The 18,055-nt window shown below is 55.3% G+C and carries 12 protein-coding genes and 1 tRNA gene; 4 read left to right on the top strand and 9 right to left on the bottom strand.

Annotated elements, in window-relative coordinates:
- Positions 1–281 precede the first annotated feature (281 nt).
- Entirely contained in the window at positions 282–1,214 is a 933-nt protein-coding gene (locus tag Q31a_RS23035) for a DUF1338 domain-containing protein (protein ID WP_145082975.1), read from the top strand.
- Positions 1,215–1,733: 519 nt separating this feature from the next.
- On the opposite strand, the gene Q31a_RS23040 is transcribed toward Q31a_RS23035, so the two are convergent.
- From Q31a_RS23040 to queA, 5 genes are all read right to left on the bottom strand, one after another.
- Positions 1,734–2,492 carry a TIM barrel protein gene (locus Q31a_RS23040; protein ID WP_145082977.1) on the bottom strand — a complete coding sequence of 253 codons (759 nt, stop codon included), beginning with the start codon at positions 2,490–2,492 and terminating at the stop codon, positions 1,734–1,736.
- Between the two features lie 69 nt (positions 2,493–2,561).
- Positions 2,562–4,229 carry a solute:sodium symporter family transporter gene (locus Q31a_RS23045; RefSeq protein WP_145082979.1) on the bottom strand — a complete coding sequence of 556 codons (1,668 nt, stop codon included), beginning with the start codon at positions 4,227–4,229 and terminating at the stop codon, positions 2,562–2,564.
- Between the two features lie 214 nt (positions 4,230–4,443).
- Complete coding sequence (locus tag Q31a_RS23050) at positions 4,444–5,664, bottom strand: cysteine desulfurase family protein (protein ID WP_145082981.1); 1,221 nt, start codon at positions 5,662–5,664, stop codon at positions 4,444–4,446.
- 458 nt (positions 5,665–6,122) lie between these two features.
- Positions 6,123–6,719, bottom strand: coding sequence for a phosphoesterase (locus tag Q31a_RS23055; RefSeq protein WP_145082983.1), 597 nt, complete (start codon positions 6,717–6,719; stop codon positions 6,123–6,125).
- 117 nt (positions 6,720–6,836) lie between these two features.
- Positions 6,837–7,922: a tRNA preQ1(34) S-adenosylmethionine ribosyltransferase-isomerase QueA gene (gene queA / locus Q31a_RS23060; RefSeq protein WP_145082985.1), complete on the bottom strand. Its 1,086-nt coding sequence runs from the start codon at positions 7,920–7,922 to the stop codon at positions 6,837–6,839.
- Positions 7,923–8,141: 219 nt separating this feature from the next.
- On the opposite strand from queA, the gene Q31a_RS23065 reads away from it, so the two are divergent.
- Positions 8,142–9,245, top strand: coding sequence for a glycosyltransferase (locus Q31a_RS23065; protein ID WP_145082987.1), 1,104 nt, complete (start codon positions 8,142–8,144; stop codon positions 9,243–9,245).
- Between the two features lie 755 nt (positions 9,246–10,000).
- Here Q31a_RS23065 and clpP read toward each other — a convergent pair.
- The 4 genes from clpP to Q31a_RS23085 form a co-directional block, all read right to left on the bottom strand.
- On the bottom strand, positions 10,001–10,606 hold the full coding sequence (gene clpP, locus Q31a_RS23070; RefSeq protein ID WP_145082989.1) for an ATP-dependent Clp endopeptidase proteolytic subunit ClpP: 606 nt from the start codon (positions 10,604–10,606) through the stop codon (positions 10,001–10,003).
- A 57-nt stretch (positions 10,607–10,663) separates the two neighbouring features.
- Positions 10,664–11,293, bottom strand: coding sequence for a ClpP family protease (locus Q31a_RS23075; protein ID WP_145082991.1), 630 nt, complete (start codon positions 11,291–11,293; stop codon positions 10,664–10,666).
- A 207-nt stretch (positions 11,294–11,500) separates the two neighbouring features.
- Entirely contained in the window at positions 11,501–13,000 is a 1,500-nt protein-coding gene (gene tig / locus Q31a_RS23080) for a trigger factor (RefSeq protein WP_145082993.1), read from the bottom strand.
- Between the two features lie 228 nt (positions 13,001–13,228).
- A tRNA-Gly gene (locus tag Q31a_RS23085) sits at positions 13,229–13,301 on the bottom strand.
- 573 nt (positions 13,302–13,874) lie between these two features.
- Here Q31a_RS23085 and Q31a_RS23090 point away from each other — a divergent pair.
- Together Q31a_RS23090 and dnaB are read left to right on the top strand one after the other, a co-directional pair.
- Positions 13,875–16,163, top strand: a complete 2,289-nt coding sequence (locus tag Q31a_RS23090) for a hypothetical protein (RefSeq protein ID WP_197355553.1) — start codon at positions 13,875–13,877, stop codon at positions 16,161–16,163.
- Positions 16,164–16,528: 365 nt separating this feature from the next.
- Complete coding sequence (gene dnaB / locus Q31a_RS23095) at positions 16,529–17,977, top strand: replicative DNA helicase (RefSeq protein WP_145082997.1); 1,449 nt, start codon at positions 16,529–16,531, stop codon at positions 17,975–17,977.
- The last annotated feature ends 78 nt before the right edge of the window (positions 17,978–18,055 follow it).

Below are 18,055 nucleotides of genomic sequence, written 5' to 3' on the forward strand. Positions count from 1 at the left end.
GACGCTCCACCTCACCTCCCCGCCGTGCAGCCATAGCCGACAAGTTAGGAGTAGAATGGAGCAGCCGGAACGAGAACGCGTCCCTCTGTCATTCTGTTCGACAGATCCAGTAGCTGATTTACAGACTCTTGGAAATTCTGTCTACAGTAAATGCAATGCTAGCACTTGAACGTGGCACCACGTTCTGAGCGCGATCCCATTCCGACACAGTGCCCTTTTTAGCTGCCCCGTCAACAAAACCGGCTGCGCAGGGGGGGCGTCACCTCAAAAAGATTTCAGTCATGCCTCCCACAAATCCGCAATTGCTGGACGATATTCTGCATGGTTTACTGCGAAGATACGGGACCCGGGTTCCAGATGTCGAGCGGGTAATGGAGATCCTGCGTTCGGCGTCCCTCATCAAGTCGGCGGAGGATATCGAAAACGACCATATCGCCTTCCGTACGCTGGGCGTTCCTCACCTGGGAATTCAATCGCTCGAGAAGATCTTTCTGCACGTCGGATATCAACGGCGGGATGCCTACACATTCCCACATAAGAAGCTCGACGCCTTTTGGTACGCACCTCCAGCGGAACACTATCCCAGAATCTTCATCAGCGAGCTGCGAGTCGAGCAATTATCCCCCGCGTCTCAAACAACGATCGCTTCCTACGTCTGCCAGATTGATTCAGATCCAGTGGATCAACTAGATCTGAACAACGCCTCGCAAGTCGACAACTTTCTTCACACCTCTTTATGGCGGCGGCCGAGTTGGAACGACTACGAACAACTGCGGCAAGAAAGTGAATACGCTGCCTGGGTCATCTACAATCGCTACTACCTCAACCACTTCACGATCAGCGTGCACAATCTTCCCCCACCCTACAACTCGGTTGCCACCCTCAACCGCCTACTCCAGCAGCATGGCATTTCACTGAACGACTCGGGGGGGATCGTCAAACAGAGCCCGGACGGCTTGTTGTTGCAGAGTTCGAGCGTCGCGGAAATGGTACAAGCCGAGTTCGATGATGGGCAGGGAGGCATCGAGACGCACCCCATTGCCGGTTCGTACATCGAGTTTGCCGAGCGCCGCGTCTTACCAGCCTTCCAACATTTGCCAGCCACCGACCTTCGTCGGGCACACCGTCGAGAGGGTTTCGAAGCGGGCAATGCTGACAAAATCTTTGAAAGCACCTATACCGAGCAAACCCATCGCATCCCTAAACGCAAGTAGCAAACCAGCCCCCCCAAAATCGCACCCCGCCGCGTGACGGGCTGTTGAAATAGCAACCCGCCGCGTAAGCAAGGACAGGTAGTCATCGCAACAGCATGATTTAAGAAGCTGCCTGCACGGTAAGCCTGAAAACACACTCACACCAGCCCACCTCCAAGCAGCCCCCCAATCGCAACCCGCCGCGTAAGCAAGGACAGGTGTTACCGCAACAGCATGATTTAAGAAGCTGCCTGCACGGTAAGCCTGAAAACACACTCACACCAGCCCCCCACCAAGCAGCCCCCAAATCGCACCCCGCCGCGTAAGCAAGGACAGGTGTTACCGCAACAGCATGATTTAAGAAGCTGCCTGCACGGTAAGCCTGAAAACACACTCACACTAGCCCCCAACCAGCAGTCCCCCAATCGCAACCCGCCGCGTGAGCAAGGATAGGTAGTCATCGCGACAGCATGATTTGAGAAGCTACCCTCACGGTAGGACGACGACTGCACGTCATCCCCAAGCCAACAACCGCCTGAATCAGAACAGCAGCTTGGCTTCCAGAAGTCCCGTTTCCGCATCGGCTTCCGGCCAGTATTCCAGTCCAAAATACCCGTCGTAATCGGTCTTCTGAATCGCTTCAATAATCGCAGGATAGTGGATTTCCCCGAGATTCAGCTCGTGTCGCCCTGGATTACCTGCTGCGTGGAAGTGGGCAATCTTTTCGATATTCGACGTGATGTTGTGAATCAGATGCCCTTCACTAATCTGCTGATGATAGATATCGAAGGTCACTTTAACATTGGGGCTAGCGACTTTCTCGACAATTTCGAAAGCTTCATCACTCTCGACCAGATAGTATCCAGCATGGTCGACCTGTTCATTGAGTGGCTCGATGGCAAGCGTAATGTTGGTCCCTTCCAACATCTTCGCCGCAGCCTTGAGACCGGCCACCAGGCTATCATGCTGATCTTCGAGATCCACCTCTGGCAGGAAATCACCAACCTGGGAAATGAGCACCGGACAATCCAATTGCTTGGCTGCGGCAATCGACTCTTGCAGGCCTTCCAAGTACAAGTCGCGTACCTGAGCGTCGACGAGACTGACGAATTTTGTGCAACAGGCAGCGATTTTCAGCGAGTGTGCATCGCGAGCCTGCATTACCTGCGGCAAGTCCTTTTCCCACCACATCCAAAATTCAAAGGCGGGGTAGCCAAGCTTCGCTACCAATGCGATCGCCTCAGCGGTTGGCGTCCCTTCGAACAGGGCGTCAATACAAATGGACGGTTTGAGATTCATAGTCTTAGAGTTTTCTAGAAAGGATCGTGCGGAAAAATTCAACATGGAAAATCATGCGGCAACCGCACTCTATTCGTTCGGTACCACAAACGGCACGTTGTCAGTTGGCGGATCGACCTCCGCCTTGAGTACTCGGAAATCGGCCAGAGATACGTAGATGGCAATCACGATGGCAATCAACACTAGGCCAACCCCTGGCGCGAGTTTCCAGGGCGTCATATCGACCGCCTTAACATCGTGTTGCACGAACTCGGTCTTACGCGGATACAATTCACCGAGGACCAACATCATGATCACTAGCCAACAAAAGACGGTACCGAGAAAGAAGAAGGTATGCATTGAGTCGACAACAATGCTAAACGGTTCGAAGAAATAGCCGATCCCGATGACTAGCACCCCTACGATCAAACCAGCCTTGGCAGACACGGCCGAGGTTCGGCGAGTCAGCATGCCGACGAGGACGACAGCAAATAGCGGGATGAAATACATGCCATTCATTTTCTGCAGATAGCCAAAAATGCTATCCTGCCCATCCAGCCAAGGTGCCAGTCCCATGGCAGCTCCCGCCACAATCCAGCCAAACCACTTGCTGGAGCGAATCACCTCTTTCTCGCTAGCCTTGGGATGGAGCACTTGTTTGTAAAAGCCCAGACTGTAGAGCGTGCAAGCGCTATTCAAGGCCGAATTGAAACTCGACAGAATCGCCCCCAAGATGGCCGCTGCGAAAAATCCATTCAAATAGCTGGGCAACACGGTCTGCACCAATTTCCCATAGGCATCGACCGACCGCACACTATCACCGAACATGGAAAAGGCAATCATGCCGGGCAGCACCAAATAGACCGGCCCCAACAGCTTGAAGGCCCCTGTCAATAAAACACCCTTTTGCCCCTCCGCCAAACTGCTTGCTCCAAACGTCCGCTGAATAATTTGCTGATTGGTTGTCCAGTAGAACAAATTCAACAAAAAGATTCCCGAGAAGATAGCGCCGAAGGGCACCGTGGTATCCTTGCTACCAATGGAATTGAAGCGAGGGCCTTGCTCATCGACCAACCTGTTCCAACCGGCGAAGAATCCACCGTCACCGCCCAGCATGGAAAGTGCAAACCAAGTCACCATCAATCCACCGACCAGCAGCCCGACACCATTGAGCGTATCGGAGACAGCCACCGTCCGTAGGCCACCAAAGAGTGCGTAGATCGATCCCAGGACTCCAACGGCAATCACAATCATCCACAGCAGCGTGGTCTCCGACTCAACTCCCAACAGGCTCTGCAGATCCAAGATGCCGATCATTCCCTTGGCGCCCGTGTACAACACGATGGGGAGCAGCACGGCTACATAGGCAAACAGGAAGATCATGTTGGCAATGAACTGCGTCTGCCGGTCAAAGCGAATCGCCAAGTACTCGGGGACCGTTGCGACGCCGCTCTTGAGAAAACGTGGTAAGAAAAACCAAGCCATGAAGACCAACGCGATGACCGCCACGACTTCCCAAACCATCACGCACAGCCCATCGGTAAACGCGTCACCATTGAGGCCGACGATCTGCTCTGTAGAAAGATTGGTGAGTAAAAGAGAACCCGCGATCAACGGAAACGTCAGCGTGCGCCCAGCCAAAAAGAACCCCTGGCTGCTGCCATGATCGTCCTTGCGGGTGATAAACCACGTCAGGCCTCCCACGAGTCCCGTGAAGAATAAAAACGATACGATCGTCGTGATTAAACCTGGGTCCATTCTGCCAACTTTCTATTCTCTGAATTCGGTGATTCCACGATAAATCGCGGCGCGGCGCCGGTTGCTTTTGCTCCCGCGGCCTGCTCAAGTTCCATATGATAACGACTAAGCCCTGCTATACATCCATTCGCAGCCGTTTTATGCAACTCTCGCTGACTTTGCGAATACTCCACCACTGAAGGTTGATATCGACAGCGAGCCCTCCGGTCGCGCATCAGATCAATCGCCGAAGTTTTTCGAGCGAAGCTAGAAGCCAATCTGCGGCCAGCTCAATGTCTTGCTCGGTATTGAACCTGCCGATGCCAAACCGCAAGCTACTGCGAGCCTGCTCTTCCGTGAGACCGATCGCTCTCAAAACATGACTCGTCCCGGGCTCAGCACTCGTGCAAGCACTACCACTACTGACCGCTAACTCCGGTACATCCATCATCAGGCTTTGGCCTTCGATGGGATAGAAGCAGCAATTCAAATTCCCCGGAAGCCGAGTCAACTCCCCAGCCTCCCCGAACTCGGACGGCCACCCCGGTCCGTTCAAACTCAGCGATGGCTCGCGCTGAATTAAGCGATCGTACAGACGCTGGCGTAGGCCGGCCACGCGGCGCCATTCAACCACGCCGACGGACTCGGCCCCGTCACTCCAAGCGTTGAGTCGATAGCAGCCCAACAAGGCTGCATGCATGCCGATGATCCCTGCCGTATTGATCGTTCCCGAGCGGTAGTTGTGCTGTTGACCACCGCCGACAATTTGCGGCTGAAGCTTGACGCGGCGAGTCTTGCGACGCACGTAGAGTCCGCCAACCCCTTTCGGTCCATAGAATTTGTGGGCTGAAAAGCTCATCAAATCCACATCCAGCAGATCGACATCCACCGGAATGCGGCCGAGCGCTTGAGTCGCATCGGTATGCAACAGAGCTCCCACCCGATGGCACTGATCCGCAATTGCGCGCAGCGGTTGGATCGTGCCAATCTCGTTGTTGGCCAGCATAATTGTCACTAAAGCCGTCTGCTCATCGACCACCTCAGCCAATTGCCCGAGGTCGACGACGCCAGGCTGCAGGGAATCGAACTGGGCCACCGGCACATAGACCACCTCGAATCCCTGGCGTTCCAAGCGCAGCAGGGGATCCAACACCGCTTTGTGCTCAGTCGCCACACTTACAATTTTGCGTCGTTTCTGGCGCGGATGCAGGCAAGTACCGAACAGGGCTAAGTTATTGCTCTCCGTAGCACCGCTAGTAAACACCAATTCATCGTCCGCGGCCCCCAGCAGCCCAGCCAATTCAACCGTTGCCCGCTCGATCAGCTCTGCCACCTGTCGCCCCGCAGCGTGCGTTGTACTCCCAGCGTTAGCATACAACTCCTGCATCAATGGCAACATTGCTTCCAGAGCCTCCGGCGCAAGTGGAGTCGTCGCGTGATAGTCCAGATAAATCATTGGCGACGATCCTCACCGAAACGGCCTGTAGCTGTAGTCCCGCGCCGCATTACGGCACATCTCAACGGTATCCCTCAATCCCATATTTCACTCGCACCCCGCCGCGTCAGCAAGGACAGGCAGTCACCGCAGCAGCATGATTTAAGAAGCTACCCACACGGTAAAACCCCAAAACACACTCACCCCAACACCCCAACACCCCAACACCCCAACACCCCAACACCCCAACAAGCAGGCCCCCACCCAATCGCAACCCGCCGCGTCAGCAAGGACAGGTGTCACCGCAGCAGGATAAGTAGCCGCACTACCTCCGCGCCAAAATTTGCATTGTTCCCAAATCAACAGATTGATGAGCAAGGAATGAGCGTTACCGCTACCCCGCTATTTAAGGTGCGACATTAGCATCGCAACGCCCCCCCATGCCCCACTCTCTGACAACTGAGGTGGCAACTGTTCAGTTAGAACAAATGGGTGATGCAGAGCTGGGACCATGTCTCCAGCTCATCCAATTTGGCCTTCACATCGGTCAAAGGGCGAAACCCACTGTCGACCAATTCCGACTCGCGACCGCCAGCATCGGGTGTTTCGAGCTTAAGGCGATGCACAACCCCCAGATGCACTCGTCCAACTGGCGAAGTGTCATCATAGATGAACCCAACCAAGTCTTCAGTATAGGCTGAACCAATCGTGATTTCCTCGCCCAGCTCTCGCAACATACCGGATCGGTAGAGGTCTTCGCCACTGGCATCTTCCTTGGAAATATGCCCTCCCACACCAACGCTGCGCAGCGAATGCAACCGTTTCTCTCCTTGCCCCTTGCCGCGTTGGTACTGAAACACATGTGTGCTCCCATCGACGTCTGCTTGGAGCATTACGTAGGGGATCAATTGCTTGAAAGTCGGATCCTCCTCGACTGTGCTTCGCGGGCGGAACTCCATGTATTGGGGATCGAGCAGTGCGGCAAAAGCCTCTGCACAGAAGGGGCGGAAACCGCTGAAATTTCCCAGTAAGGACAAACGTCCCTCAGGGATGACCAAGACCTGCTCTTCTGCCACGCTAACATTCTCCCGAATCAATGAATTTCAGTGCCTAGTGCACTGCTGAAGGTAGTTGAAAAGACACTATTGCGCTCAACTTCTCAACGGTAATCGGTGTCTCGACTGCACACTTCCTCACACGATCAGCATGCAATCCCCGTAGCTGTAGAAACGATAACGTTGCTCAATTGCTACTTGGTAGGCACGCATCGTCGCGTCGTACCCCGCAAACGCTGCCACGAGTGCCAACAGAGTGCTCTTGGGGAGATGGAAGTTCGTCATCAACCCGTCGATACTGCGGAAAGTGTAGGGGGGCCGAATGAAAATATTCGTGTCTCCGCTCCAAGCCGTTGCCACCCCATCGGCTGCTGACTCTCCTGCAGCAGAATTAGCCGCCGACTCTAAAACGCGGGTCGAAGTAGTCCCCACGGCAATGACACGGCCCGACTGCTGCCGACATTGGTTCAACTTGCTGACCGCCGCCTCAGTCAACTCACCCCATTCCGAATGCATTTTGTGTTCGGATAGCCTTTCCGTAGACACCGGGCGAAAGGTTCCCAGACCAACATGCAACGTGACTCCTGCAGTCACGACACCTCGCTTTTGCAAATGGCGGATCAAATCTGCCGTGAAGTGAAGGCCTGCCGTTGGGGCTGCTACCGAGCCGGGATGCTTGGCGTACACCGTTTGATAGGTTGTTGCATCACTGTCGACCATCTGCCCATCTCGAATGTACGGAGGAAGTGGAACCCGTCCATATCGCTCCAGGATTTCAACCATCGGTGCCTCGTCAATCGGCCGGACCGCCAGATGCCCATCTTCCATTGGGGCGATGACCGCCAAGGCAGGACAGTCACGGCCCTCGTGATCGCGCAGCGACAGCGTCTCTCCGGGCGTCAATTTCCCTCGGGTTTTGCTGAGTATCTCCCAAATCCCTTCGGAACTGGCGCGCAGAAACAAGCCTTCCCAACGTCCCCCCGTGGAAGTCCGCGTTCCAATCAGGCGCGCAGGAATGACTTTCGAATTGTTCAACACCAACGCATCGCCAGGATTCAATAAATCGGGCAAGTCCCGCACGTACAAATGCTCAATTGCACCACTCTGACGATTGAGCAAAAGCAACCGCGCATCGATGCGGTGCTCCATAGGATGCTGGGCAATAAGCTCCCGCGGCAGCTCAAAGTGGTACCGATCAAGTCGGTCGTAATCGATGTCAGACATACTCTTTCAATACTCCGTGCTGGGACTAGCATCCTACACTCAACGCTTCAGCCTCGCGCAGCAGAAACGGCGTCGACGCAAGAGAGCTCGGCACGCTTCCAACTGCGACTCGCTTTATCAGCGGAATGCGTGACACCAAAGATAACCCGATCCGATAGAATACGAAACGACCAGTCTGTTCAAATCTTCACGCTCGCTCATCCCCACTGATCCGCCACCATGCGAATTGCCCTGACAATTACGGAACTCGATCCCGGGGGAGCGGAAGCCTGCCTAGTTAATCTGGCATGCTATCTAAAACACCATCAACACGAGGTGCAGGTCTTCAGCTTAGGTCCTCCCCCCCAATCGACGAAGCTAACCGAGCGGCTCGCAGCTGCACGCGTTCCCTGGCAGTGTGGGGGACTTACCCATGTCTCTCAAGTCCGCGCGGCCCGTGGTTGGCTGCGTGAGCGACTCGTGGCCTTCTCCCCCGAGATCATTCAATCCATGTTGTTCCACGCAAATGCAGTAACCGCCTGGGCCGCGCGAGGCATGCCCTGCAAGGTGGTCGGTGGCGTGCGAGTCCGACAACCACAACGCTATCGCTGGTGGATCCAATCGTGGGCCGCTCGCGCGATGGAACGAGTCGTCTGCGTCAGCCAAGATGTGGCCGAGCACTGCCAACGCAATGAAGGAATTCCACCCTCCAAGATTGTCGTGATCCCGAATGGAATCCACTTGCCCACACTCCCCATTCCAACACCTACAAACTTGTGGGAGAGTTTCGGCATTCCTCCCACCGCGCGCGTCTTGCTGTTTGTGGGACGACTCGATCCTCAAAAGGGAATTGAAAGCCTCGTCGCGCGAGCCGATGCGTTGCTAGGGCAGCTTCCAGAGCACCATTTGGTACTGTTGGGCGATGGCCCACTACGTGAAAGAATTACACAACAAACGGCGCAACTAGCCTGCCGCAATCGCGTCCATCCTGTCGGTTGGCAACCCGATCCCTTCCCCTGGATGCAGCAGAGCGAAGCAATTCTGCTTCCCGCAAAATACGAAGGCATGCCCAATGCTATCCTCGAAGCCATGGCAGTTGGCAAACCCGTCGTGAGTTTTGCGGTCGACGGAGTACGCCAACTCCTGGGGCAAGATTCGCTTGCGCAGCATCAGCTAGTCGACTCACCCTCGATCGATGCTTTCATTCTGCAAGTAGTGCGGCTCGCCCAAAATCCCGACATGCAACAACAGTGCGGAACGGCCAACCACAGCAGGATCGAACAACACTTCCAGCTCGACCAACAACTAGCAAAGTACGAACAACTCTATCTAGCACTAATCTGACAAGTGTATCCCAGCCGTCCTCCGCCGCGTCAGCAAGGCCCAAAGCCCCGCGTCCAATCGAAACCCGCCGTGTCAGCAAGGCCCCAAAGCACCCCACCCAATCGCAACCCGCCGCGTCAGCAAGGCTCAAAACACCGCACCCAATCGCAACCCGCCGCGTCAGCAAGGCTCAAAGCACCGCACCCAATCGCAACCCGCGCGTCAGCAAGGAAGCTAGTTCCCCCTACAGGGCAATTCGAGACGCTACCGCAGCGTTCAAATGCAAACTGCTAGCAAATCAGAGCCGGGTGAGCAAGAAAGTGTGGTCGCCGCTCCAAGGTGTTTAGCGGGTGGCTGCCATCGCGTTAGCCCAGAAAGCACTCTTAAATCAGCAAGGCCAAGCCCCGCGTCCAATCGAAACCCGCCGCGTCAGCAAGGCCCCAAAGCACCGCACCCAATCGCAACCCGCCGCGTCACGGGCTGTTGAAATAGTAACCCGCCGCGTCAGCAAGGATAGATAACCTCCGCTACAAGTCAATTAAGGACGCAACCTCCGCGTTAAAATTCAAATTGCGATTAAATCAACAGCCCGGTCAGCAAGGAAGCTGGTTCCCCCTACAAGACAATTACGGACGCACCGCCGCGCACGAACCAACCTCGCTCTTAAATCAACCCGCCGCTTCAGCAGGGACCAAGCAATCGACAACCTTGAGAGATAGACGGTTCCCGAGAGGAGGCGCGAAGAGTGCCTTCGCGCCTCGTGCTTTCCTGAGAAGTTACTCAGCCTTAGTCGCACTCTTCGGCATCGACTCGATAGACTTGTCGATCAAGCCGTATTCAGCCGCTTCATCCGCCGACATGAAACGGTCTCGATCGGTATCCTTCTCGATTTTTTCGAGCGTTTGTCCGGTGTGCTTGAGCAAAATCTCGTTCAACTTCTGCTTGATGCGACGAAATTCCGCTGCGTGAATCATGATCTCTTCGGCCGTGCCTTGCATACCAGCCAACGGTTGGTGAATCATGATTCGAGCATTGGGCAAGGCGAATCGCTTCCCCTTCGCTCCGGCTGCCAACAACACGGCTCCCATCGAAGCGGCTTGACCGATGCAGTAGGTCGCCACATCGCACGACACAAACTGCATCGTATCGTAGATAGCCAATCCGGCGCTCACGCTACCGCCAGGCGAATTGATGTAGAGGTGGATGTCCGACTTCGGATCATCCGACTGCAGAAACAACATCTGTGCTACAAGTGCATTGGCAACCTCATCGTTCACCTGAGAACCGAGGAAGATAATGCGGTCTTTCAGCAGTCGGCTATAGACATCATAGACACGCTCTTCACGACCATTTTTTTCGATTACGTAGGGAATGCTAGGCATAATAAACAACTTCCGATTTGGATTGGATGAACTGTCATGTACAAAAACACGCGTGGTCTAAGCAGTCTTCTCATCTGCTTCGACGGGTGGCTTTGTCAAAATTTCGTCGACCAAACCATAATCCTTCGCCGCATTGGCGGTCAGGAAGAAGTCGCGATCGGAATCCGCTGCAATCTGATCTGCTTCCTTCCCGCAATGATTTCCCAAAATCTCATTGAGTAGCGAGCGATAACGCAAAATTTCACCGGCCTGAATTTCAATATCGGAAATCTGGCCAGAAACACCACCGGCAGGCTGGTGCACCATAACGCGACTATTCGGCAGGCAATACCGCTTGCCCTTCGTGCCGCCGGCCAACAGTACGGCCGCACCGCTGGCTGCCTGACCTACACAATAGGTTGCAACTGGGCAGGACAAGATCTGCATCGTGTCGTAGATCGCCAGGGTTGCGATAACCTCACCACCAGGGCTATTGATATAAAAATGAATATCCTTGCGGCGGTTTTCACTTTGCAAGTACAGCAACTTCATCACAACTTCGTTGGCGTTGCCAGTATGAATCTCGCCTTGCAAAAAGACAATTCGATTCTCTAGCAACAAATCGCCCAGCGTCAATTGCCGCTGTCGTTGATAGCTTTGAGCTGCGTAGGAATTCAAAATTTGGTCAGGAAAATGAGCAGAGTTCAACTTGCACTCCTTCGTAGTTGATAATTTTTTCGGAGAAACCCCATACTTTTCGTTCTATCGCTTTTACGCAAGAGCACTGCCTACGTTTTCGGCACCGAATCGGGGTAATTCCTGGTAATCCGTTAAGAAAAAAAGCCGACTAACTCTGCGAGCTAACCGGCCATTCTATTTCAATATCGTGATGGCAAGCGACGCTCGCCACACACCCTATTCGTCTTTTTCTGCCTCGGGCAATTTAGGAGCACCGATCTGTGGCAAGTCATTTTCATGCATCGCCTCAGGAATGTCATTGAAATCGCCGGCAATTGCAAATTCGATATTGCTGGTGTCGTCATCTGATTTGAGGAAGCTTAAATCTTCTTTGTCAGTGACCTTACCTTCTGCCGTGATACGCACAATAACTTCGCGTTCGATGATTTGATTGCGAATTGCGTCCATCTGACCGGTCTTCTCCAACCGAGCGCGAATGCTTCGTGGCGAAGCATCATTTTGCTCAGCAATCAAAGCCACTTCCTTGTCGTAATCCTCGGCCGAAGGCTCCAGCTCGATATCTTCCGCGATCTTCTCAAGCACAAAGTGCTCTCGCAATGCACGAACCGTGGTGGCTCGAGCATTCTGACGGGAAGCATTCATGTAGCTGCTGATTTGGTCTTGGTTGAAACCGCTGCGCTGCAATTCCAACTGCAAACGCTGCAGTTCGCGATTGGTTTGTCGTCGAACCAACGATTCAGGCATGTCCCAATCGGCGCCCTCGGTCAGCTTCTCTACAGCTTGACGGCGTAGCGACTGCTGCTGGTGATAATCGAACTGGCGTTCGAGCTCGCCTCGAACGAATCCGCGCAACTCACCGATGTCTCCAAAACCAAGGCTGTCGAGCATCGTAGGACTAATTTCCTCGATTTCCACCCGTCGCACTTCGTGCACGGTGAACTCGGCATCAACTTCCTTACCGCGTAGCTCTTCTTCTGCTGCCGAATCGGTCAAGGTAACTTTAGCGCTGAAGGTATCACCTTCCTTCTTGCCCTCAATCAGCTTGTCGAAACCAGACAGGATCGCGTCACCGAAGGCCAAATTGGGCCGTACGTTAACCGATTCCTCTTCAAAGCTGCCGAGAATTTTATCGCCATGCTTAAAGGTGGCGTTGAGCAGGACAATATCGCCCGAGGTTGCTCCATCATCGACGGAACTCGCTGGAACGAAGCGGGCTAAGGTCCGCGCCAAGTGGTCGTCAACATGCTGATCGGTCAACTCGCAAGTCGGACGCTCCAGATCAAGTCCCTTCCACTCAGGAGTCTCGAAGTCTGGACGAACCTCGATACGGAACTCGAACTTGAAATCACCTTCCGCTGGCAACTCAACCGCTTCGTAGTCGAAGTTGGGTTCGCTGATCGCCGAGAAATGATCTCCCTCGGTAATCAACTGCAAGCTGTCCATGATCAGTGAGCTCTTGACCTGCTCGTCGACCTGCTCGCGGAACTTAGCCTCCACCAAACGGCGAGGCGCCTTTCCAGCACGAAAGCCTGGCAATTCCGCTCTTGGCGACACGTCATCAAAGGCCTTGCTTCGATAACGCAAGACTTCAGCTTGCGGGATCGAGACAACAACATGCCGTTCGCAAGCCGAGGTCACATCGACCTTCACGTCGAACTGCAACTTGCCTTCGTCTTCGCCAGACAGCTTTTCTACTTCTGTTTCTGTGGCAGCCATTTCCCGAAATGCTCCGCTCTAATCTATATCTATAGGTGAATAAAGTACCCCGACACGCTCACAGCCCATCGTGGAACTCGAACAGGCGCATCAAGCTTTGGTACATTTCAGCAACTCGAACGATGGCCTTGCGGCACTTGATTCGCGCGAGTCAAAAAAGACCCAACCATGGAAAATCACTGGCAAGAAGTTGCCCAACATTCCAAAAAAAACGGTAAGACCGGCAAGAGCGGGCGATGGGATTCGAACCCACGACAACAACGTTGGCAACGTTGTGCTCTACCAACTGAGCTACGCCCGCTTACTCGACTCAACTACCGGCTTACCGTTCGCTATTTTGGTCTCAACCTTCGCAGACACCGCATTGAGAATGCTTTTGTCTCGACTGGGGAGATTATAGGGTTAGTGAATTCTGTTGCAAGAGATGCTTTCGAGGAAAAGTGGGATCATTCGGAGGGAAAGACCCCGCTCGTGGCACCACTCATGCGTGGTCCACGTGACTTACTAGCCCTCAGCAGCAATAAGATAGCCACACTCGAACAGACTTGCAAACCGTCTAATGCGCTTATTGAGCGAATCTGTGATGTCCACTATCGCCGCTTCCACTACCTTCCCTTGAGTAGAAATTGGTTCCGAGCCGAAAGAACCTCATATCTCCGCCATTTGGATACAGTATGCTCAACAGTGGACACCGTTTCCCGGCGGGAGCCCACGGGTAAAATTCTCTAGTGAATTCGGCAAGAACGAGCTCGCTAGCAGACCGTCGCAATCGACGCCCCACTCTCCAACCCCTCCGGTTCGAGTTGTAAAAAAGTCGGCCCGAATTCAGAAATACGATGAGCAGTCTGTGCTTGCTACCAAGGACTACCTTCCAATGAGCGGCCATACCATGCCTTACCGCACAACTCCCTTTTGCCCCTCTACGGACCACTCCCCTGAAAATCTCTTGAGCTCGATCCCCGAGGCAGCTATTCGCCCAGGGCCGACGCCTCCCACCAGACGCCCCACGCGAACGGCAGGAGGCCTGTGCATTGCAGCCTACCTCCTCCTGTGCCTAGCACCCCATACCAGCCAGCATGCCCAAGCCGGCCTAGGGGCTTCCGACGTCGTGGTGGTCATCAACAGCACGAGCCTCAACTCGAAAACGCTAGCCAACCACTACGTCCAATTGCGACACATTCCACCGCGAAACGTAATCTCCCTCGATAACGTACCGAGCTCTGAAGTCATCTCAGTCGATGACTTCCGTGATCGCATCCTTCGCCCACTGCTCGGCGAAATCGACAGACGGCAACTGGGACAGCATATTCAATGCATTGCTTACTCGGCCGATTTCCCAACCGCTATCGACATTTCGAAGGATATCGAGCCACTGGGCGAGCTGCCCATCTACTTCACCAAGCAGGGCTCCCTCAATGGCCTGACCTACCTGCACTCAGCCGTCATGGCCGAGTCACCGACCTACATCGACCTATTGGCCAACAGCTATGGCCGCCGCCCCGTCGACGCCTACTTCGAGAGACCATTCGACCAGGAAACCCAACAACGCTGGAATACCAGCCAGCAGATGATTCGAAACAGTGAACATCAAGCCGCCTCCGACCTGCTCTACCAATTATTTACCGAACGCCCCAATCAATTCCCGCTCGCCTACCTGGCGGCAGCCGAAGCGGCCCAGGCCGGCCAACCTCAAGTTGCAATCCAACGACTCCAAACCGCCATTGCCGCCGGCTGGTACGACGCAGACTACCTGGCACAAGACGCGAGATTCGACAGCCTCCGTGACGAATCAGAATTCCAAGTCCTAGAATACACACTCGAACCCAACCCTTCGGGCTACCAGAAGGCGACTGGATTTGAAGCCAGGCTCCCCTGGGCCCCCAATGGCACTCCCACGAAAGACCAAAGGCTCGGAACACGCTTCCTCCTGAGCACGGTACTGGGCGTTACCCGCGGTGGCGGCACAACGCTTGACGAAGCGATCGACTGCTTGACGCGCGCCGCCAGCGCAGACGCCACCCACCCCCAAGGCAGCTTCTACTTCTCCTCCACGGCCGATGTCCGCACCAAGACACGACTGCCTGGATTCGCCAACGCCATTTCCAGCCTCCAAGCCATGGGCTTCGGCGCAGAAGAAATCGTCACCTCACTCCCCCAACGGAGAGAGCATGTCCTGGGGGCTCAAATCGGCACCCCGAACTTCGATTGGCCCAGCTGCCGCAGTCAACTCGTCCCAGGTGCCATCGCTGAAAACCTCACCAGCCTCGGTGGAGTCATGCGATCGCCCGGCGGTCAAACCAAACTCACCGAACTCACCAAAGCTGGCGCCGCAGGGTCGAGCGGCACCGTGACCGAACCCTACGCACTGCAACCCAAATTCCCCCACCCACGCCTATACGTGAACTACGCCGAAGGCGCTTCGCTGGCAGAGGCCTTCTACCTAAACGTCCTCGGTCCCTACCAACTCCTAATCGTAGGAGACCCACTCTGCCAACCCTTTTCCAACGCGCCTGCCCCAGAGCTAGACCTCCATCTGCGACATATCGAGCTGGGCGATTCCATCCCACTCGAATTCCCCCCCGACGCGCCAAAGTACTCGGACTGGTCCAAGCTCGATGGAAGCCGCGCCGATCGCCGCACTCCCTTAGCCCCAGTAACGATCAGCATGCTCTTCGATGGCGCTTCGCTGCGGGCCGGTCGCATCCAACCCTCCGTCAAGCTACGACTCAACAACCTGCCGGCCGGCTTCCACGAACTCACCGTTCGGCTTGCCGCCGACGACCCGCTGTCCCAGAGGAGCGATTTTCCGCTACCGGTCTGGATCGGCCCCACCAACTCCATCCAAGCCGACTGGATCGACCACCCCAAGTCGCAGTCCACCAACTCAGTCACTTCCGATCAGCTCAATTCGACGCCTGCCACTCCGCACCGAATATCACTGCAAAAGCAGACCGCGACGATCCACATCAAGGCCCCCGGGGCGACCAGTCTTGCCATCCTGCACAACTGGAAAGAGCTCAACAGGACCCCTGGGGAAGAAGGAACGCTTGAGGTTTCGCTGGAGGATATCGGCAGAGGCCCCTGCCTCCTGCGGCCCCAAGCGACTCTCCCCGATGGATCGACCATCCAAGGACTCCCCATGGAGCTTGAGATCACCCCCTAAGCGATCGCCCCAATCGTACAACCCGCTACGGGGAGGCCGAGGAACCAGCGGAAATCGAGACAACCCCAATTTCCATGGTGAACAAGAACGCAGCGGTACAAAATCTAGCGGCATGGTCGACTCTTCTCCCCAACAGGTTAGAATCCAGCCGAGAGTTTCTTATACACCGCAGCTGCATCACGTCAGTGGACATGCCCCACTCTAGTTAGCTCCACATGTAGCCCTGCGGTAGCCCCAACTGAAATCGAAGCACGCGATTACGGCCTGCACTACCGGCTAGAGAACTCCCGAGCCGTCAGCCCCTGACGCTCCACCCAACTTATCTTATCTGCTTAGCCCTCAACATTTCGAAGGATTCCCCCGGGATGGCTGCTCCTACTGACGCCAAGAAAAAAAAGTGGCGCAAAGATACTCCGGAACCCGCGCAACCCATCCTCGACCGCACGCCCCCTTGCGATGTATCTGCTGAAATTGCTGTCCTGGGCAGCATTCTGCTACTGCCCGATGTCTGCGACGACCTCGTCATGATCCTCAAGGCGGATGACTTCTACGACGACGCCAACCGCATCCTATACACCCACATGACGTCGATGGTGGATATGGGACAAAAGATCGACGTCACCCTGCTGGTGAATCGCCTCAAATCGAGCAGCGATTACGAGACCGTGGGTGGCAGCGCCTACTTAGCCATGTTGGCCAACAGCGTCCCCAATGCGGCCCACGCCGTCTACTACGCTGAGATCGTGCGCAGTAAAGCCACCTTTCGCCGCCTCATCGAAGCCAGCACCTCCATCCTGCGCGACGCCTACGACGAAGCGTTCGAAGCAAAGGAATTGCTGAGCCAAGCGGAACAGAAAGTCTTCCAAATCCAGGATGAGCGGAGCACGCAAGCAGCCAACTCGATCGGCGACCTACTCACCTCGGCCATGGAGCGGATTGACGCCAGAATGAAGGGCACCCACTCGGTCGGAGGAGTCGATTCGCACTTCACCGACTATGACGCCATGAGCGGGGGCCTGCACAATGGTGAACTCGTCATCTTAGCGGCTCGCCCCTCCATGGGGAAAACCGCCTTTGCACTCAACGTGGCGGAGAACGTCGCCCTCTTAAGCCGCGCGCCGGTGCTGTTCGTTAGCCTCGAAATGTCCGGTATCGAATTGGCGGATCGCCTCCTGTGCTCCGTCGCTCGCGTCAATGGCCACCAACTTCGCAACGGCTCGATCTCCCAAGACGATCGCAAACGACTGGTCGAAAAGGCGGTGGAGATCAGCAACGCCCCACTCTATGTCGACGACTCCCCAAGCCGTACCGTGAGTGAAATTGCCGCCGTCGCCCGCCGCATCCGACAACGCGAGAAAGCACTGGGATTGATCGTCATCGATTACCTGCAGCTCATCGAACCGGACAACCCCAAAGATCCGCGGCAGGAGCAAGTCGCCAAAATCGCCCGGCGACTCAAGGGACTTGCGCGGGAAGCCAAAGTCCCCCTACTGTGCCTCGCGCAGCTCAACCGTCAGGCAGAAGAAGGCAAAGACCACCGCCCCAAGCTTAGCCAACTGCGGGAATCGGGAGCGATCGAGCAAGATGCTGACGTGGTAATGTTCGTTCACCGCGAAGAATACTACCACCGCGGCGATGAAGGATCGCAGTTTGCTGGCCAAGCCGAAATCATCATCGCCAAGCAGAGAAACGGCCCCGTGGGCGACGTCCTGCTGACCTGGGAGAAAGAGTACACTCGCTTCCGCGACCGCTCGCCAGAGAGACATAGCGAATTCGACAACTTCTCAGACTTCCAAGCTCCCGGTGGCTTTTAGAGCAGACTCGCAGCCGAACCCGCACTGCGCGAACGCCTCCGTAGGAGCCGGGCAACCTCGCACCCGCCCCGTCCGTTC

The sequence above is a fragment of the Aureliella helgolandensis genome (assembly GCF_007752135.1).
Lineage (GTDB): Bacteria > Planctomycetota > Planctomycetia > Pirellulales > Pirellulaceae > Aureliella > Aureliella helgolandensis.